14 protein-coding genes and 1 pseudogene are annotated in these 18121 nt (G+C 40.8%); 5 read left to right on the top strand and 10 right to left on the bottom strand.

Annotation, left to right across the window (positions count from 1 at the left end; translation table 11 throughout):
• Positions 1-7: 7 nt before the first annotated feature.
• From HWI92_RS11495 to HWI92_RS11480, 4 genes are all read right to left on the bottom strand, one after another.
• The gene (locus HWI92_RS11495) at positions 8-1018 is read right to left on the bottom strand and encodes an alpha/beta fold hydrolase (protein WP_204663846.1); all 1011 of its coding nucleotides are present in this window, start codon (positions 1016-1018) and stop codon (positions 8-10) included.
• A gap of 262 nt (positions 1019-1280) precedes the next feature.
• Complete coding sequence (locus tag HWI92_RS11490; protein ID WP_204663844.1) at positions 1281-5357, bottom strand: cache domain-containing protein; 4077 nt, start codon at positions 5355-5357, stop codon at positions 1281-1283.
• 9 nt (positions 5358-5366) lie between these two features.
• Positions 5367-6164 carry a peptidoglycan recognition protein family protein gene (locus HWI92_RS11485; RefSeq protein ID WP_204663842.1) on the bottom strand — a complete coding sequence of 266 codons (798 nt, stop codon included), beginning with the start codon at positions 6162-6164 and terminating at the stop codon, positions 5367-5369.
• The gene (locus tag HWI92_RS11480; RefSeq protein ID WP_204663840.1) at positions 6161-7414 is read right to left on the bottom strand and encodes a hypothetical protein; all 1254 of its coding nucleotides are present in this window, start codon (positions 7412-7414) and stop codon (positions 6161-6163) included. Before HWI92_RS11480 ends, HWI92_RS11485 begins: the two co-directional genes overlap by 4 nt.
• Positions 7415-9455: 2041 nt before the next feature.
• Between HWI92_RS11480 and HWI92_RS11475 the strand changes: the two genes are divergently transcribed.
• The 3 genes from HWI92_RS11475 to HWI92_RS11465 are packed head-to-tail and all read left to right on the top strand — an operon-like array spanning position 9456 to position 11870.
• Positions 9456-10847 carry a serine hydrolase domain-containing protein gene (locus HWI92_RS11475; protein ID WP_204663837.1) on the top strand — a complete coding sequence of 464 codons (1392 nt, stop codon included), beginning with the start codon at positions 9456-9458 and terminating at the stop codon, positions 10845-10847.
• Between the two features lies 1 nt (position 10848).
• Positions 10849-11328: an RNA polymerase sigma factor gene (locus HWI92_RS11470; protein WP_204663835.1), complete on the top strand. Its 480-nt coding sequence runs from the start codon at positions 10849-10851 to the stop codon at positions 11326-11328.
• On the top strand, positions 11325-11870 hold the full coding sequence (locus tag HWI92_RS11465; RefSeq protein WP_204663833.1) for a hypothetical protein: 546 nt from the start codon (positions 11325-11327) through the stop codon (positions 11868-11870). Before HWI92_RS11470 ends, HWI92_RS11465 begins: the two co-directional genes overlap by 4 nt.
• A 45-nt stretch (positions 11871-11915) precedes the next feature.
• Here the strand turns inward: HWI92_RS11465 and HWI92_RS25610 are convergent, their stop codons facing one another.
• The 3 genes and pseudogenes from HWI92_RS25610 to HWI92_RS11455 all read right to left on the bottom strand — a co-directional run bounded on the left by HWI92_RS25610 (position 11916) and on the right by HWI92_RS11455 (position 12793).
• Positions 11916-12107 (bottom strand): helix-turn-helix domain-containing protein, encoded by a 192-nt coding sequence (locus tag HWI92_RS25610; protein ID WP_374757900.1) that lies wholly within the window; start codon positions 12105-12107, stop codon positions 11916-11918.
• Positions 12084-12221: pseudogene (locus tag HWI92_RS25605) on the bottom strand (recombinase family protein); the annotation flags it as partial. The gene HWI92_RS25610 and the pseudogene HWI92_RS25605, both read right to left, overlap by 24 nt.
• 197 nt (positions 12222-12418) lie before the next feature.
• Positions 12419-12793, bottom strand: coding sequence for a hypothetical protein (locus HWI92_RS11455; protein WP_204663831.1), 375 nt, complete (start codon positions 12791-12793; stop codon positions 12419-12421).
• 325 nt (positions 12794-13118) lie between these two features.
• On the opposite strand from HWI92_RS11455, the gene HWI92_RS11450 reads away from it, so the two are divergent.
• Together HWI92_RS11450 and HWI92_RS11445 are read left to right on the top strand one after the other, a co-directional pair.
• Positions 13119-13373: a hypothetical protein gene (locus HWI92_RS11450; RefSeq protein ID WP_204663829.1), complete on the top strand. Its 255-nt coding sequence runs from the start codon at positions 13119-13121 to the stop codon at positions 13371-13373.
• Between the two features lie 178 nt (positions 13374-13551).
• Positions 13552-13911 (top strand): hypothetical protein, encoded by a 360-nt coding sequence (locus HWI92_RS11445; RefSeq protein ID WP_204663827.1) that lies wholly within the window; start codon positions 13552-13554, stop codon positions 13909-13911.
• A 648-nt stretch (positions 13912-14559) separates the two neighbouring features.
• Here HWI92_RS11445 and HWI92_RS11440 read toward each other — a convergent pair.
• The 3 genes from HWI92_RS11440 to HWI92_RS11430 form a co-directional block, all read right to left on the bottom strand.
• Entirely contained in the window at positions 14560-15867 is a 1308-nt protein-coding gene (locus tag HWI92_RS11440) for a hypothetical protein (protein ID WP_204663825.1), read from the bottom strand.
• 248 nt (positions 15868-16115) lie between these two features.
• The gene (locus tag HWI92_RS11435) at positions 16116-16586 is read right to left on the bottom strand and encodes a hypothetical protein (protein ID WP_204663822.1); all 471 of its coding nucleotides are present in this window, start codon (positions 16584-16586) and stop codon (positions 16116-16118) included.
• A 719-nt stretch (positions 16587-17305) separates the two neighbouring features.
• Positions 17306-17932 (bottom strand): hypothetical protein, encoded by a 627-nt coding sequence (locus tag HWI92_RS11430; protein ID WP_204663820.1) that lies wholly within the window; start codon positions 17930-17932, stop codon positions 17306-17308.
• Positions 17933-18121 lie beyond the last annotated feature (189 nt).

Raw genomic sequence — 18121 nt, 5'->3', positions numbered from 1 at the left:
TCAGCATTTATTGGTTTAGCTCTTTAATAATGTCACTGAAAATATCCGAATTGGCTTCCTCCCCGAAAAAGACGTCAAGGTGGCTGTAAGTAGGGTAAAGATATAATTGATGAAAACCGCTTCGAAAACCGTTGAAGTACTTGTACGTTTTGACCTGGCTTTGGTAGCTGAAACATTTATTTAGTTTTCCGGCAAAAAATGCGAACCGGCTATCTGTTAATGGTTTAACTGTCGCATAAGACTGGCTTCCGTTGAAGGATACCAGCTCACCTGCATTAATGCATTTCTTAATGTGCTTAAAAAATGATAGTGGCACTTTCCCGAATTCACCCCTGATCCAGTCAATTGTCGTTGCAGATAGATTGGGTAATTCCCACAGCGCAGGATATCCACTTCCGTATATGATGCTGACGATTTTTCCGATATCCGAATCGTGCTCTCTATGACTTATTTTAGCCAAAATCCGAAACAAATGACCAACGCCACCTTCCGGGTTTTCACCCCATTGCGGATCCAGGTATTTAACAAATGGTTCGAGCAGCGGGACAAATGCATTAATTTTAATATTGGCAGCGGGTGACACTATTGGATGGAGGGAAACCGCATTGGACACAATTGTTTTGACGTCGGGCAACAATCCCTGCACAGCGGCAATCATAAAGCTTGTGGATCCCTGGCAATGGACGATTGCTTTGATGGACTCGGCCCCGGTTTGCGCACGTACCTCTCTGACTGCCGCCGGATGGTCAAACATTGCAACCTGGTCAAGGTCCCATTCATTGGCTTTGCACGCGATACTTCCCCGCCAGTTACTAAGCCAGACGTCATAGCCCTGTTCTGCCAGAGCGGACAACAGATTGAATCGCGTTGGGGGATTGAACAGGTTGCTTCTGACTCCCGCCCCGTGCACGAGCAATACCGGCCCACGTAGCGCCGGGCTGCTCCGTTTGAGTCGCCAAAGTGAACAGGCAAAACCGTCCAGTGCCGCAAATGGGTATATCTCGAATTCGATCGCCATATCAATAAATCCAGTAATATGTGAGCTAATGTTATCCTTTCAGGTAGCTAACATTGTAATTCCGATAAGAATGTAGTGAGATCTTCGTATGGTGGTACCGGCATTCAAATGCCAGTCTAAAGTGTTAAAAATTAAATATATACGAAGTGTAAAGCTAACTTTTCCTGAAAATTTGAGTATTCGGTAAAGTCATTTGCGAGGAAACAAATTAGGCGATAAAATGAGACCGATCTATGTGTCAAATGTTTGGTGTTTCATCAACCTAGCTTGTGTTACTTTTTCGATCGCCCAATAAGTTCTTTGCTGCAAATACACTTTCCAATGCTCCGAATATTTTGTAAACTGTTGGTACTACGACTGTAATGACCCCGACGTATTTAATTATCTCTGAATAAACTTCGTTTTGAGATGCGTAAAGAAAAACCAGCACCGCCACAGCGATTACGGTCAGTGGCGTTTTCAGCTTACCCCAGTTTCCACTTTCCCTGATCTGATTTCGGATGAGCCTCACTTCAGAATTCCCAATAGCCGTTAGGATAAAGTTTCTGAACCCCTCATTGAACAATTTTAATAGCCCGTTTTTCCGGATGATCAGCCCTTTACTGATCAGAATGGTAATGTTATAATCGTCGTACGGATTAATCAGCCCATCTTCGGCCAGATCATACAGCAGGAATTTCTCTTCTTTTGTGAGCGATTGCCATACATATGTATAAAAGTAGTGCGCAGATATGCCGATTTTTGCCGCCACCCCGCTTCCTTCCGCATTGGTGAGAGCCGTCATTTTTTTAAATTCTGTTTGGATCGGATCCTGCATTTTAACCAGAAAGTGACCGTGGTTCGTTTCCTCGGACAATATCCGAAGTCCCTGCGGGTAGGTTATTGCGTCCTCCCATGTGCCGACTTTGAGTTGATGAACAACAATCCTGAAATGTCCGAGAATCACCTGCCATCTTTCGCGGTCATTCTGAGTGAGGCTTTCACTAGGTTTCCCGGGTTGAAGCTGATTACTGAGCGAATCTAAAAAATGCATCGGATGAACCGTAGAGACGATCATAATCTTTGAGTCTTTCTTTTGCATCAGCTTTTCAAGAAGTTCCAGCTTATAATGGTTGGTTGCCGGATTTTTAATGTCATACTCAAAGTGATTGACGATGATAAGGGGTTTTTCGGACAGGTAAACTCTGCTAACACTTTTCTTCCACTCCTTTACTTCCTCGTCATCTAAATTTTCCGGGATTTGAAATAAGTCCAGCTCCTCATAATCATCGCAAGTTACGGGCACTGACTTAAATTCATCAGAATCTTCTTTCTTTACCAGGCGAGGAAACTTGTTATCAGCCAGCATTTTCTTAATAACTCTCATTTTCCCCGAACCAGGTGCGCCTAATATAAAAAGCAGTGAATTGAGATCCGGTTTGCTTAGGATAAGGTCATCAACCTTGTTCCAGTAATCCTGTGCAGGAAAGTCCATTGCAAATAATTTTCTTAGAATCTGATGCAGAATGGCCCAACAAGCGAAGAGAGTTAATGCAAACACCGACAAGTACAAAAGCGCGTTTTTCTTGTTATTTGCAATATCCAGTGAGTTCTCATATTGCAAGCGGGTCGACGTTATGCGTAGATAATTTCCGGATTGTAAGCGCAAATAGGTAATGTTTAATCCATCATCATAATAGTAGGAATAGCCCGTTGAACTTGAATGGTTAAACTCGCTTAAATTAGGCGTTACATCGGCATGGTATGGTATGAGCTGATAATACATAGTGTCTAAACGAGCCTTCTCAACAAATTCCGTGTCGCGGGATGTCTCGAAATTCAACGTGTTGACAATGGCAACATCTTTAATCCAATTACCGTCAGAAAACGCATTTGGAATCTTGATTTTACTGGATTTTGCCGCAGGTTGCACATCCATATAGCCTAGGGTCGGGTACTGTCTGATGAGCTCATCTGCAAATTGCTTATGCCGATATCTGGCCAACATTTTAAGCTCCTGGGTGTTCGAAACTATAAAAAGCACAGCAACCGGAATTCCGCTGGTAATAATCAGGGCGGAAAATACCATGACGGAAAAACTGTGACTTAAATCCCTGACTGGTTGGAACCTCCATCTCTTATCCAGGATCCACTCCCACTTGTACCTGGATACCCTTATAATGCCGATAAGCATAATAAGACAGAGCTCGTATATAAGTAGGGAAACCGGACACTTGGGTAAGAAAAACAGGGCAATTAATGTGATAAAAAGGATCATGCCGATCAAAGCCCACGAAACCCAGGTTTTGAATTTCGCAGTATCTGCCTGCTTGTTCTTGTAGAAGAACTGATATTGATAATTCAAAAAAAGAACAATGGTTGTAACCGATACTAACTGGATTGCCAGAAATTCTAGAAAATGAACATAATTATAAATCACCCACAATAGCAGAATATTCAAGATATTCCAACCAATTGAAAGAACATATTGGTTATGAAACCGTACGTCCGGGCCGATCCATGAAATATCGAAGTAATGTTTCTTGAAATAAGAACTCTGATAAGAAAGCAAGAAAACCAACAGCAACTCTACAATAATGATCAAGAATAAAACCAGCAGCATGAAAAAGCAGAAGTAGGAAACGTTCATATCCCTGTTGACCTTCATTTGTGTATCCTCGAAAACAACGACATAAAATGGGAGGTTATCGAATGATTTTGCATAAATGTCATATCTTTTACCGCGGTAGCTGGACTTGAAAAACACATTGCTTCTTGCCAGTACCGAAGATCTCAGCGTTTCTGGCTCCGTCAATTCAGAGAACAGATCTTCGTTCAGGTTTCTTGAAGAATTGGAATGATAGAGCACTTTGCCTTTTTCGTCAATGATGCAATACGAAAGCCCCGAAGGAAGAATGGACTGATCTGAAGTTTTTAGATTGAAAGACATTGCTGCAATCGTATCTTCGCCGGACGGTTTTGAAATAGCCGAAACGAATTTTCCTGAAACCCAGGAAATTACAGGTTCAAGATACATGGAGGATTTTTCGCCTTTTTTCAGGAAGAAAGGTTTGCCAACTTTGATATTCTTAAAATATTCTCGATTTGAGAAAATACCTGCTGGGGCATTTTGGGCAAATGATGTCCAACTGGCTAATTCATGACCTGAACCGTCCAGCCAGAATACCCTGTCGATATTCCTTTCGTTGAATATTTTTTTGATCATCCCCAGGCCTGGAATTACGTTTTCGCCGGTAAGCGATTCTTTTCTGCTGCATTCGCGAAATCGTTTATCCAGTAGTGTCAGGTCATTATAGGCTTGTTTTACATCCCTCATAAATGCACTTTCCAGTTCGGCTGCCAGCTTTTTCTTACTATCCTCAGAATTAGGCCTGGCACGCCCGAAACCGAAATTGTATTTGAATGAGGTGAAGAAGAGAATTGATATAAATAGCATGGCGATTGGGAACGTCAGCATTCCGTCCGCAGCGGTAAGCCGGTCCTGTCCGCCTATCTGATACAATTTGATCCAGGGCAGAATCAGGATTGTGGTTATTGAAATGATCATCAGAAAAATAACCACATTACCCGGTAGCTCATTCTTTTCTTCCTGATAAGTCTGTTTTTTCAGCAAGCCAATTACAGTGAGCACCGATGCTTTGTCGAGGTTCAACTGTTGCGCAAACAGCTTGTATTGTGTACCCCCGATGACTACATCTTTTACCTGATCTCTAGAAAAAGCACCTTGTCTAGTAGGCAAAGAGTCCGCCTGGATTTTAGTGATACCAGTCTCAAACGTCTGGTAAATGATCGAAGTGTCGAGCAACACCAAGTATTGGTCATAAGTATCAAGAGGCAGCAACGTGCCAAAAAATTGATTCAAGGTGTATTTCATTCCAATGCTGTATTCACCTTTGGTAAGGAAAATATTGAGCTGGTCATGAATCAGTGTAATCATTACATTGTCGGCGTACTTTGCGTCAATCGCTTCAAGGGTATGGTCTGGAATATTTTTGATTTCTGTATCAATTCCCGGCACACCTTTGGCAGGACTGGGCTGCATCAAGGTGAAATTGTCCATGGAGTATTCGGAGATGTAGTTCCGAAGAGTACGCCTGTCGTAATTTTCTCTGTTCAGCATATGGGTCACCAGCAGGTTTTTCAGCAGTGCAACCGAATTGTCCCTTTTAGCCTTAATATTGGCCTGTACATTTTGTAAGCACCTGAACCTCAGCTCTTCAACTCTTCTTTTGTGGTTTGGGATATATATAAAGATGTACGCTGCGCCCAAGATCAGCATGACTGACACGGTGATTATGATAATTACTTGAGTCCGGCTAAAAGAGAATAGTTTGCTCATCAGCGGTGCTTAGGGCTGTGAATCGAGTAATGCCCACGTTTTCGGGCCGACAATGCCATCAGGAACTAACCCGTTTTTTAATTGAAATGCGCGCGCGGCTGCCTCCGTTTTTGGTCCAAAATCACCGTCGACTGTTATATCAAGTTTCGTTTGCAGTTCGATAATTAAATTTTCAGGGTAGTCACCTCCTCTTCTGATGGTCCGCTTACCGGTTGTATTTGCTGCTGGTATGAGTACGGGTGCAGGTGCTCTACCACTCAGAATTGCAGCCACGTGCGACCGAAAGATGTCCATATCCAGGCTTGGATCAGGTTTTCGTCCTTTTGGTAAGGCGTATTCTTTATGCCCTGCACAGAATTCGGCACCTTTTCCAACATGCTTTAATATCGCTGCTACTCCTCTGTGATATGCGTCCAATTGCACTGCTGGCCAAGGGAAGTCATCGGCACCGCCGGTGTTTTCAGCTTCTATACCAATGAAATTAGAATTGCCATTGGAAAAATTCTGCCAGATACCTCTTCCCGCATGATTGCATCTACCGGCGGAGATGATATAATAAGTTCCATCACGACCCAAGCCTAATTGTGATAGCGGTCCTGGTAGCGGGTGCGTTCCGCCAACCCGACCATTGACAAGCACGTTGAGGCTTGGCATGTTGCCTGTTTTCGGCCCCACCGTATTGTGACAGATCACACCGAAGATATTCCCCACATCACGACTACCACGGGTTTCCCACCCATCTACCAAAGCTATTTTAAGGTCCGCTGCGGCAAGCACATCGGGTAACCAGATCAGTGAATGGCTCATTTTGCTACACCTCCTTGTGATTGTGGTAAATCATAATCCTCTGTGACTTCTGCTACTGTTAACGCATGGTTGTGCCCATCGCACGAATCAATTGTACTCTCATCATCTGGAGGAGTAGGTACGGAAATCATTTGCTGGCGATCAGGATATCTTGGAAAACCTAATCCGGTGCCCTGATTTGAACCCGGTTTCGGCTCGGATCGATATCGTTCGTTGCCGGATAACTGACGATCTTCGGAATCCTCTTCCAGACTCTTCTCATGAGGTTTTACAGTCGACCTGATCACCATGAATTTGTTAAGAAGGTCGAACCAAAAGGGAGCTCCCATTGTAACTGCTAATGCCGTTAAGAGCCAGCCCAGTAGCGGTAGCACAACGTAGTCCCACCAGCCCCGTTTAACACCGACTTTTGTCCATATCCCGCCTGTTTTAATGTAGCTTTTACGAACGGTACCAGGAAAACCGATATCAACACGATCCCACCCAAGTGGCAGTGAAAGTGAATTGAGTTCACTCATAGCTTGCCGATAACCTTTATTGATATACGTTTGGTCTTTAGCTGCTTCTTCCACCCGCGCTATAAGTGCCTGCCGTGTTGGCTTGTCGCGGTAAAGATGATTGGCAACGGTAATAATATTGACATTTAAAGAAACTGAGACGAAAAGCCCTATCCAGAAAAGAACCCAACCTGTAGATCGTTTATACCATCCTGAAACTCGGTCCATACCACTGTTATACCATTCTTCTATGTTCGTCTGCATCACATTCAAATCGCCGCCCGCAGAATCCAGCGCGATCAGCAATATCCTCTGAACACCAGGATTACCAAGATTGAGGATATTCATCCGGATGTTCTGCGGCGACAGTATTGGCGAGTTAGGATCACTGCTTACTACGCTTGTCTCTGGCCCCCTCGCGGCCATATCCATTAATGCCCTTGCAAAATTTTTAGAAGGAATGTAAGAAGGAAGATTCCGGCCGCTGGCCAGCAAACCCGGCTTTTCGCCTTTGTCCTGCGGCGCATAGCTTTTTGCAAACAAACTATATATCAGCGGGTGTTCAAAAAAGTGCTTCGCAAGACCCGTCGCATCGGGATCATGCAATAACTCCCTGATACCATATTCAAGGTAAGCCGCACGTGTCTTAAACCAACCTTCTAGGCCTTCGCGAATTGCCGAACATATCACACTAACGATTAGGAAAACAAAAATGATTCCTATCGCGACGTCCAAAGTTTCAGAGCCGAGCATATTTATGCTGTTTAAAGTTCCATAGATTCTGATCCTACCAATGGTAATCTCTTGAAAATGTTAGTGTGTCAGATGGAGAACTTTACTTAGCTTATGATGAAGGATAAACTTCCTATTAGATTAGGTTTTTTGGAAAGATGCATAAGTGTGCGTGTCAATATTTAGCGGCTGCGGCTCCTTATTTTGAATTGTTAATTTAGAGAAAAATAGATTGATACTGCTGTCAGTAATCCAATATATCACGAAAAGTTATTTACCGGTTGCGTTGAATCGGTAAATCGTGAAAGTGCTGCTTATGCTGCGCAATTATTGGTTACTATCAGTCACGCAATGCCACAAACATCTTGCTGCCTTTTCATACTCCCGGCGAATGCTTTTAATACTGGGGCCAGCTTCACCATCTTGCCATTGTCGGCACACTCAATCATTCGGATACATGGAAATAAGTTAATTATCCCGTCACCGGTAAACTCTCGTGGACCTGGTATCGTCGTAATTTACAGCGGGATAAAGTTTGATCATTGAGTAGGAAGATTTTGCAATCCAGTAGATTTTTGATTCCTAGCCAGCAATCTAGTTTTGATCTGTGAAGGATATCTACCAGCTCGAAAGTTTCCCAGTTTACCACCACATTTCCTTAATGAGCACAATATCCTTTTACAACAGCCTCGTCTAATCGCTTTTATGAACGACGCGCAGTGCTTAGATTACGATGGCAAGATCCTATACTAAAATCTGTAAATTCACAATACGGTCAAGTTTTACCAAAGTCCAACTTTTGTAAGTATTCTGACACTAACAATCTTTCTTAGGGCGTGGTGTAACGTTACTATCCGTAAGCACTAACCTAATCACTGTCTTGTATCAGTACAATTCACCGTGCATAACTTAATTTTGTTGATTATCGTTGTTTGATCAAGTTTCTATATTTGATGGATCTTTTATAGGTACCAAGAGCTCATTAATTAATTTACCTCTTGTATTACCAAGTGGGTATGAAATCGATGAAAAAGTAGTAGATATTACTTTGGCCATGGAATCTGCGAACATTATCTTTGGCAAACTTCTGCGAATGGAACATCCTTAAACCGATTCAATAGATGTATGAGATTATGAATAATTTACAAATAGAATAAAAAGTTTCCACGAATCACGCAAGGCTTTTTGAAGTCAAAAATCAAGTCATTAACTTTACAAACATAGAGAATTGTTTGCTATTGATAATCAGTTAGTTAGAAGAATAGCATTTATCGGAATTTTGGACGCTTCGTTCATCATGGAAGGGACTCTTGAAAACAAATATTAGTCTGATTCTCAGAACATTAAGTCAATCGTTCGAATCCCTCTCTCTCTGCTGGGGGCATAAGTGATTAGAATTCAATTAGTTATAGCGGAGGCGTTTCCTCCGCTATAACTGTTTTAAGGCATTTAACTACTTAACTGTCAATATTGTTTTTGACGCTCCATGTTAAAAAGTTGTGCGAATTGGTGAGCAATTCGGTGAGCATTTTGCTGGAAAGTCAAGTGCTCACCGGAAGAGAAACCTGTGCTTTCAGTGCTGGTAAGTGACGTGATTAGCGATAAGACCTGCAAGAAGACTTCAGTTAAACCAAGTTCCTAAACCCTTATCATCCATTGCCTGTCATTTCAGGAGACTTACATTCAAGATAGGGAATGGGTAGTATGAGTTTACCGTTGCCAAAACTCATACCTTCCTGAGCTATCTCAAAGTTCAAAACTCTGCATGCTTTGATTTAGGAAACCTGGCTCAAAAAATAGGTTCAGTCAACATTTTGATTTCACATTTGTGAGACGAACTTTTTGATACTAGTCATGACGAGTAGGTGGTAAGTCTTATGGGGAGCTGCCAACATTTGTACGAAATTTCCCATCAACTTAATTTAAATCTGGAATTTGATTGTTAAGTTTCATCAGATCGTACAGGTCCAGTAATATTTGTATTCAGTAATTAAATATTTCTTTACTACCTGTCATCTTTTTCAATAAATCGCTACTAATGGTGCTGATTAAAAAGAAAAAGATGAACAGACTACAAATATTTATACTCGTTTTTATTTGTTTGCCAGGCTTTCCCACCAGGTCCATAGCCCAGATTCAAAAAGAACGGACAGACTTGATTGACCGTTATTTGAGCGTACAGCAGCAATTAATCGGCTTTAACGGTACAGTCATGATTGCCGGCAATGATAGTGTAATCTATCGACGGTCCGTAGGAAAAGCATCATTTGAACTTGACGTAAATTTTTCCGCAGATCCTGTTTTTCGAATAGCATCAATCACCAAACAGTTTACTGCTATGTTGGTTGTTTTGGCCGCCGAAGAGAACAAGTTAGCACTTGGCGATCAACTCAATAAATATTACCCCCAACTCGGTCAATCAGATTGGAGTAATATAACTATCAGGCAATTGCTTACCCACACCTCCGGCCTTCCGCACAACGAAGGGATAGCAAATTACTGGCAGGAAGTTTCGTTTCTTCCACTCTCGGACCGGCAGGCCACGGACGAGATTTTCAAACTAAAACTATTGTCTGTTCCAGGGACAAAGACGCAATATTCCAGTCCTGGATACTTTATTCTGGCAAGTATTCTGGAAATCATTTACCATAAAAGCTATGGTGCCATCCTAAGGGAGAAAATTACACATCCATTGCGTATGGATCACACAGGAGTAAGCAATGCAGCAGACGTTATCAGTGGAATGGTTTCCCCTTATCATCAATTAGCAGATCGACTTATCGCGACACCACATCGAGACTACGCTTTAATGAAGGGATCAGGCAACCTGTATTCAACTGTGAGCGATCTATTAAAATGGAACAATGCCATAAATGGTGGCCACTTCAACAAAATGGTCACAGACCAGCTATTCGCAATTCAAAATTCACAACCGGTTAATGGACGTAGCGAATCTTATGGTTATGGCTGGTTTCTTAGGAGAACTTCAAACCGAGAAAGAGATTTTAATTTTACCGGTGGGGGTACTTTTGGATGTTCTGCTATTTCGGGATACTATCGAAATGCAAAGATTTCTGTGGTTATCCTAAGTAATGTTTCCACTTTGCCTGTCGGGGAAATGCAGTCTAATATTGAAAGCATCGTTTTCGGAGACAGGTTTGATATGCCGGTTTTACGTACCTCTATAATAATGGAAGAATCGCAGCTTGATAAATTCCAAGGAACATACACTGCGGACAATGGCCACCAACTAGCGATTTTTTTAAAAGGAGCACAGCTCTATGCGAAAATGGGCCAAAATCCATTCTTTGAATTGTATCCTTCGGATAGCTCTGTGTTTTTTGGCAAAAAGGTATCAGTGCAGATTGAATTTGAAAAAGATTCAGATGACACCATTAAAGGTTTCAAAGCCAACCTAAAGGGACAATCAATTCATTTTGTCAAAAACAAATAGCATGGAAAAACAGTTTTTGGAGATGATCGCCATGCATAAAGCCACCATTCACAAGGTGTCACGACTTTACCGGGACAGCCCTGAGGATCGAGAGGATCTTTTTCAAGAGATAGTTTTACAGTTGTGGCAGTCTTTCCCAAAATTCGAGGGAAAGTCCAAGCAAAGTACTTGGATATACAGGATCGCCCTTAACACCGCAATGGCATGCTATCGAAAGAAGCGTATAATTTTATCATTTACCGAGCGGTTACCGGATAAAGAAGACAGCAACATTGATTGTGAAAACCGGGAAAGAGAAGAGCAGCTGTTTATGATACTAAAAAAGCTAAATGAAGCAGACAGGGCTTTACTAGCATTGTATTTTGAAGACGTCGACTACCGCGAGATGGCAGAAATTACAGGACTGAGCGAAAATCTTATTGCCGTAAAGATGGGAAGAATAAGATCCAGGTTAAAAAAAATCTTAAATCCAGCAAAATGAATATAGATGAACTTAAAAACGATTGGAAAAACCTTCAGCCAGACAATACCGGCATGAAAGAACAGTCAATGCTAAAAAACGGAAAAGGAAATAGTCAGTTAAATGCTATCAGACTGCGGCTTGCGATAGAAATGGTGTCTTACGTCTTATTTCTGGCTGTTTACTATACGATGTTTGATGGGGACAAAAAACCATTATACGCCAATTTGTTACTTGTCGGATCTTTTCTCATGGTCATCATCCATAGCTTGACAGGCTACCTGGCCGCAAAAAACATCATATCCGGAAAAAATATTTTACAGTCAATGAGCAGATATCACAAAAAGCTTAAAGGATACGCTATGGTATCTTTGCTTACACGGACGGTCTCATTGATTTGTCTGTTAATCTTCTTTGTTTCCTCCATTGAGCTCAATACTACGAAAAGCTGGATGCTTGTTGGTTTGGTCTTGCTCGTCGCCACTCAGGCTTATATAAATTATAACATTTGGTCAGCCAGAATAAAAAAAATAGGTGATTGCATTGAAAATTGGCAATCCTAAACATAAAACAATAGGCAACCATATCAACTACGCATTGATCGTAAACTACTGTTTTGGGTTTGCCCTTATGTATGCGTAAAGGGTAGGCTTACTGATCTCAAGCATTTCACATATTTTTTTGACAGATGTCTTTTTAGCTTCATAAAGCTGAATGGCCAGCTGCTGTTTATCTGCATTAAGTGTTTGGGGGCGCCCTCCCAATCGGCCCCGGGAACGGGCAGCTGACAATCCGATCATGGTTCGCTCCTGGATCAGGTTGCGTTCAAATTCAGCAAGAGCTCCAAAGAGGTGAAACACCAATTTGGCCGTCGAAGTGGATGTATCAATAGATTCGTGCAGGCTACGCTGCGCTACACCTTGATTTTTTCAGGTAGGCCACCCAGTCAATCAGGTCTTTCAGTGATCGACCCAGCATATATAGCAATTCAAAGACGCGACTCGTATAACTTTTGCTATGCTAAATAGATATTTATGGTTTTCGCTTTTTAGGTCACCCACCCTGCACACTTTTTTCATTAGTGGAAACCATTGGCTGCATAAGTCATGAGTTAATTGCCATTCGCTAAAAGCAGCGTCTCGTATCTGGCCACGGTACCAACATTGCGGATCAGATAATTGTCACCTGTAAGTAAGACTTCAAGATTTTGCGTGCTGTAAGGCAGCATAAGCATATCACTGCCAAACCTTTCAAGATCAAATATAAATTTGGCCAACATATCCTTGTCAGTACACTGAAAGCACGAGAGATAGAATGTTGCTCGGTCCCGGCCAGGAAATACCCTGATCAAATCTCTGGATCCAGGTTCAAGTAAGAACCAATATGAAGACGGCTCACCAAGCCTGCTTTGATTCCGCCGGAGCATTAAGGCATCTGGCCAGAACTGCCTTATAGCAATTTCAAGCCTGCTGATAACTTCGTTCATTGTTGCCAGTGAGTTTACGCTTGTCAATGAAGTCTTTTGCTTCCCTGCCTAAAAGTTCTTTAAAGTGTTTCGTTCTGTGCTGGTCATAGTAGTACAGCCAGACCATTTCTCTGAAACAATAGTGTAAAATAACTCTTTGCCATTTGCTGTCTCAACGTAACAAATATATGGAATATATCCACTAGTGTGGATATATTCCATATTAAAGATGCATCCAAGTCACTGTTTACCCGCAGGATTTGTCTGGATATATAACAAGAATCTGATACCAAATACCTTGGTTATAAAGCATTTAAATTGCCATCTTGCGAGAAATATGCGTGGTATGGAGGAATACAAATTTCTAGAAGAAGTCCGTGATGTTGATCTTGACGATTACATCGGCCTGATTGGATGGATCGGCAACAAGCCGAAAAAAATTTATGCATCGAGCGATTACCAATCTTTCTTCCTGCATGACGAGATAATTGACCGATTTTTCAAATTCGAAGCTGAGCTGGCCAGTGTTCGTGGCAAAGGAAAGTATGGAAGCATAATTAGGGCCTACGAGGGATGTTCTCAGAAAAAGAGGGTTTTATGAAACTACCAATTTATTGTCAAGCAACTATATTGTTATAGTTAGTAAGCTAACACAGAACGAGAGGCTATTTGGGGTATTGTAGAAGTTATTGGTTTTGTACAATGAAGTGACACTTGCTTGAAAATTCCAACCATTTTGTTTTAGCGGGGTCATCGTTGTTGTATCTAACTAACAATTTATGCATTCAATCTTTAAAGCCGCATTCCTCATCTTACTAGTTTCGTTGTTCGCCTTATCATGCTCAAAAGAAAATATAGATGAAGATTGCGGGTGTGGTGGTTCAACAAGTCAGGTTCTAGAAAATCGAAAAGCCAGATATATTGGTGAAGGCACTTTTTTTGTCCCTGATACATTAACTGGCGGCTTGAGCGTACATGCTTGTGATGTAGATGCTTCTTGGGAAATAGGTAAGGATGAAAATACCTGGAATTATACAATCTCCGGCAATATTAAATCCACGTGTCTAGGCCCTAATCCAGAGTTAAGACTTCGGGCTCCTGGGGGACCAATACAGATTACGAGCATCAAAGAAATGTGAGTACTGTCTTATAAAACCTCCCAGATATGTGGCGGATCTGGGCAGTCAGTGAATGGTACTAGTCGTCTTACGAAGGAGCGTTATTTGCGATACTTTTGGTGCTAACGATCAGACTGTAAACGTTTACATAAAACTCAGGTTTTGTTTAAATAACCCTTTTTATGTTAAATGACGAAACATAGAACAAGCGGGAAAATCGACTTTTAGGGAAGTTCTTCGAATAGTGCAAGAAGAACGCACTCTTCACTTTGCGATCTAGGATTCGTCGCATACAAGACTACGTATATTAACCATGATCACCCGCGGCAAGAAAAACAACATAACCGTCTATTTATTAATTGGCTACAGATAACGGTTGATACATGAACTATTAGCCTAGACAAAGACTGATCGCAGGGTTGCGCACTTACAAATGTGTTTTTCAAATGAATGTTATTTGTAACACCATCGCTTGTTAAAGATCCTTTAATAAGCTTTTAGGTAAACCATTTAAGAAGTCATAGCTAATCGCGGCTACATTTTTGGATCAATCATGAAGAACACTGCGAATCGCCCATCAAAATAACGTCTTTCGTAGAAGGGGATTTTTGTCACCATTAATGCAGGGAAGAATACTTCTGGATTAAATTGATAATCCATTACAATGAACTACGGATTGTTTGCTTTTGCCCACTTGGCAAAGCCATCTGAACTCATATTCTGTTTATGGCAATAAAGTTTATAATTCTCGTGAGCTAGTAACCTTGTAAATTGATTGTAATCATTGTAAAAAAAGGTTAATGGAACAACTCCAAGGGAGGATTTTGGCAGTTGCTTTGAGATCTCATGGTAAGTATTTGGTAAATAACCTAATTTCCAATTTTTATACACCAACTGGCCCGATCCATAAATTCCAATTGTAAAGTATAAAGCAAGCATCCATTTGAAATTGGGGGTGATTGGGCTTAGGATGTATAGTTCATATATTGATACAAGCATTAATGGAATAAATAATACCAAGTACATGCCTGCATTTGCCTTTGATACTATCCAAAATGATGCAATTAGGAGAACCGTATACTTGCTTAAAAATGCTGGAAGCATAGCCAGCATTTTCCGTCTAAGCCATAAAAAATATACAAGCAGAACAGAAAGTGAAAGCTGTTCAGGCGATTGAAAAAACATCCGAGGATATGTCACGATCTGAATAAGTTTTTGAGTAAAATTGAATGAAGCTTGGGTTGCAGGATCATTTCTAAATTGAAACCACCATGTTGACATTCCATTGTCAACCGATAAAATATCAATCAAATACATGGAGCCGCTTAACGTTGCTCCTAGTAAAAAAAAGCACATTCGACTAATCTTGATTGGGCGTCCCCACAACGCAAGTACGCCTGCTATGACGTAGATGACTCCATTAAGGTGAGTTAAGAAAGAAAGGCCTGCTAGAAATCCACTAAGTAATACAAATGTTCTTTGCTCCCGCTTGAAGTTCAGTAACAGAAACGATCCAAATCCAAATGCTGCAACCATCATTTCAGGTCTGTTCTCAAAACTCATTTTAATGAGCAACCTATTGCTAAATACCAGAATAAGTATTGCTACAATGTAATGACAAAGGTTTTGTTTCTCTCTTTGACGGATATAAGCAATCAACTCAATAATTAGTATGAGGAAAAAGAAGAAACCAGAGATTTTTAAAATTGGCAAGTCATAACCAAACCAACTTATAAGCATTGAACCAAAGGCAAGGAACAGCTTATGGCTGACCAAAAGGCCATTTTCCCACCCAGCAATTCCCCGAAAGAATTCCGACCTAATAATACCTTGGTGGTAAAGCCAATAAGATTGTTCCGCGAACCACCCGTCGTCGCCAGTGGGGAATCTGTTAATGTAGGTTGCAATAGTCAAGGCAACAAATGACAAAAGAATGATTAATAGAGTGTTAACTCGATATTTTGTGATTGGAAGCATTAATTGGCAAATTGATGTTAAATGCGAAAATACTCACTTCTAGAATGAAGGCGCAGCCTTTCTTATATTTTGAAATTTTGTAAAACGTCCGTTTTGTGAGATTGCAGCTTGGATATTATTATTTCAGGATAAGTGACTTTTTAAGATTCAAATAGAGCCATATTCAGAGGGATAACCATCGATGTGCCAAATATAATTTAGACTCTACGCTCTATCTACACATTAGCAACTGCACGAAACCCGAAATGCTACGGTTTTTGACGGATAGCAACTATGCTCTTTTGCAAATTTGCAGGATTCTTTGTGCTGTCTGGTATACCGCTCAGGTGTAATGTATCATCATGCATTGTAAAATCAAATTTACCTATAATGTCGTTGGAGAAGAACCAACTTTGGCCGTTTAAGCTTCCAGCGTCTTCACAACCCTTTTCACTACTTGTAAATTGCACTGTTGCCTCGGTTTCATTGACAGCAATTGCGCCGGCACAGCCGCATTCGGGTCGGTTGAAATTTACGCCCTCGATTTCAAATTTTATAGTATGTTTTTCTGTGGGGTATTCGGGGTCAACATTGCCTGATCCATCAAGACCAACATAAGTAACTTCCCCAATGTAAACTCCTGAAAGTGGGTTGTATAGGGGCACAGGGATGGAGTTTTCTTTTTCGCATCCAGTTAGTACTGTTATTGATGCTAACAACATCATAGGGTAAATTTTCATGGCTATACCAAGTTTCGAGTAAATACGGTTAGATATTTTCTATATTACTATAATAAATTGATCTACGTTGCAATTTCGTTAAAACGAACTGCTTTCACATATATCTTACTTACTTTGATGTACTAGTAGTAACTATAATTTAAAGTACAACTATGGAAGACCATTTTGATAGATCTAGTATGGAACAGTCTGATCAAAACTCAGATCGGATTACTTATGCGTGTATGGCCCTTCTTCTCGCTGTCAACCTTGGTTTGTTATTATGGGTATCGTTATGAACTCGAACGCCTAAGTACAGGTCATTTTTACACGTATCTGAGTACTCTATCTTTACTTCGTTTAACTCGTGCTCTCCAAGTTTATTGTGTGGCCCGCACAAATCAAATTGCACCTGTGATCGTAAGTTGTGCAATGCCCACGTCACTTCTGTGGTATTAACGTTGTAGCTGATTGCAGTAGTTTAAAACGAGGGTTTTATGAGAAAAGATGCTATCTTCTGACCATACAAATTCATTTCAAGCAAATAACAAAATATTACTATTTTTATGGTATCTCGAAATTGTATTTTTACAGTATGAAGCAAGTGCTTCCCAAAAGGGAAATATTGAGTATACCTTCCAACTCCATACTTTTAAGGCTTCCTCCCAATCGAATCATCGTTCGATTATGTGATTTATCACTATTTTATCGTTTGATCGAATAAGAAATGATTTGATATCTCAAAATTGAATACAATCCCCAGTCCTACTATATACCCTGTCTGATTTTATTTGAAAATCACCATTGTACTTAATACTAAATAATATCGACTCAAATGTTTCAGGGCAATTGTTGTACTTTAAAAGCTTCATGGCATACCCGAACTTAGTAGCAATGTAGGATCCTCCTTTTTTGTTTCGTGTATCGATCGATAGACCTTCCGCCATTCCTATCAATATCGCCTCTGAGATATTATCCACATGTCCTATAAATTTTTGGAATGAATCTTTGTCAGAGACATAATGTAATCCACTGCTGTCAGCGTAAACTATATATGAGTAACTAACCACCATGTGGCCGTTATCAAAAAAGCCCTTATTCGGATCTTCTATTGTATAAGCTGACAAAGTTGATTTGTCGCCAGCCTCTCGAATAATCATATTTGACACTTTGTCAACATACCTCCAATAACGCACAGTGGTATCTGGGATAATATTTTTAACCAGGTAACTCCTGTCCCTATATTTTCTGCCAATTCGTTCTTTGTCCTGCTGTTCTTCATTTAATAATCTAACTACAAAAAAAGCAGCCGCAAGACAGCTTGCGACACAATAGAAGTACAGTAATTGTGTATGTCGATCAGTCATCACACATTCCTTTTAAAGTGGAATATACAGATAAATTATATATACTGATTTATTTTCCGAAAAATAGTTTAAAATAACGCCCGTTTTCTGCGGCACTAGCCGTCAGCCTCTTTTTACCGCGGAACCAGGGCATTTACCCTCTCAAATCGTCATCTCACATTTATATGTAACATTTTTAAACCTTTGCCT

It is taken from the genome of Dyadobacter sandarakinus, assembly GCF_016894445.1.
Taxonomy (GTDB): Bacteria; Bacteroidota; Bacteroidia; order Cytophagales; family Spirosomataceae; genus Dyadobacter; species Dyadobacter sandarakinus.
The sequence above is the reverse complement of the archived record's forward strand: the minus strand, read 5'-3'. Positions and strand labels throughout refer to the sequence as shown.

Bases quoted from the DNA above. Each gene is read 5' to 3' on its own strand.
- HWI92_RS11495 (WP_204663846.1), bottom strand. From the start codon at position 1,018: ATGGCGATCGAATTCGAGATATACCCATTTGCGGCACTGGACGGTTTT.
- HWI92_RS11490 (WP_204663844.1), bottom strand. From the start codon at position 5,357: ATGAGCAAACTATTCTCTTTTAGCCGGACTCAAGTAATTATCATAATC.
- HWI92_RS11485 (WP_204663842.1), bottom strand. From the start codon at position 6,164: ATGAGCCATTCACTGATCTGGTTACCCGATGTGCTTGCCGCAGCGGAC.
- HWI92_RS11480 (WP_204663840.1), bottom strand. From the start codon at position 7,414: ATGCTCGGCTCTGAAACTTTGGACGTCGCGATAGGAATCATTTTTGTT.
- HWI92_RS11475 (WP_204663837.1), top strand. From the start codon at position 9,456: ATGAACAGACTACAAATATTTATACTCGTTTTTATTTGTTTGCCAGGC.
- HWI92_RS11470 (WP_204663835.1), top strand. From the start codon at position 10,849: ATGGAAAAACAGTTTTTGGAGATGATCGCCATGCATAAAGCCACCATT.
- HWI92_RS11465 (WP_204663833.1), top strand. From the start codon at position 11,325: ATGAATATAGATGAACTTAAAAACGATTGGAAAAACCTTCAGCCAGAC.
- HWI92_RS25610 (WP_374757900.1), bottom strand. From the start codon at position 12,107: ATGATCGGATTGTCAGCTGCCCGTTCCCGGGGCCGATTGGGAGGGCGC.
- HWI92_RS11455 (WP_204663831.1), bottom strand. From the start codon at position 12,793: ATGAACGAAGTTATCAGCAGGCTTGAAATTGCTATAAGGCAGTTCTGG.
- HWI92_RS11450 (WP_204663829.1), top strand. From the start codon at position 13,119: ATGGAGGAATACAAATTTCTAGAAGAAGTCCGTGATGTTGATCTTGAC.
- HWI92_RS11445 (WP_204663827.1), top strand. From the start codon at position 13,552: ATGCATTCAATCTTTAAAGCCGCATTCCTCATCTTACTAGTTTCGTTG.
- HWI92_RS11440 (WP_204663825.1), bottom strand. From the start codon at position 15,867: ATGCTTCCAATCACAAAATATCGAGTTAACACTCTATTAATCATTCTT.
- HWI92_RS11435 (WP_204663822.1), bottom strand. From the start codon at position 16,586: ATGAAAATTTACCCTATGATGTTGTTAGCATCAATAACAGTACTAACT.
- HWI92_RS11430 (WP_204663820.1), bottom strand. From the start codon at position 17,932: ATGACTGATCGACATACACAATTACTGTACTTCTATTGTGTCGCAAGC.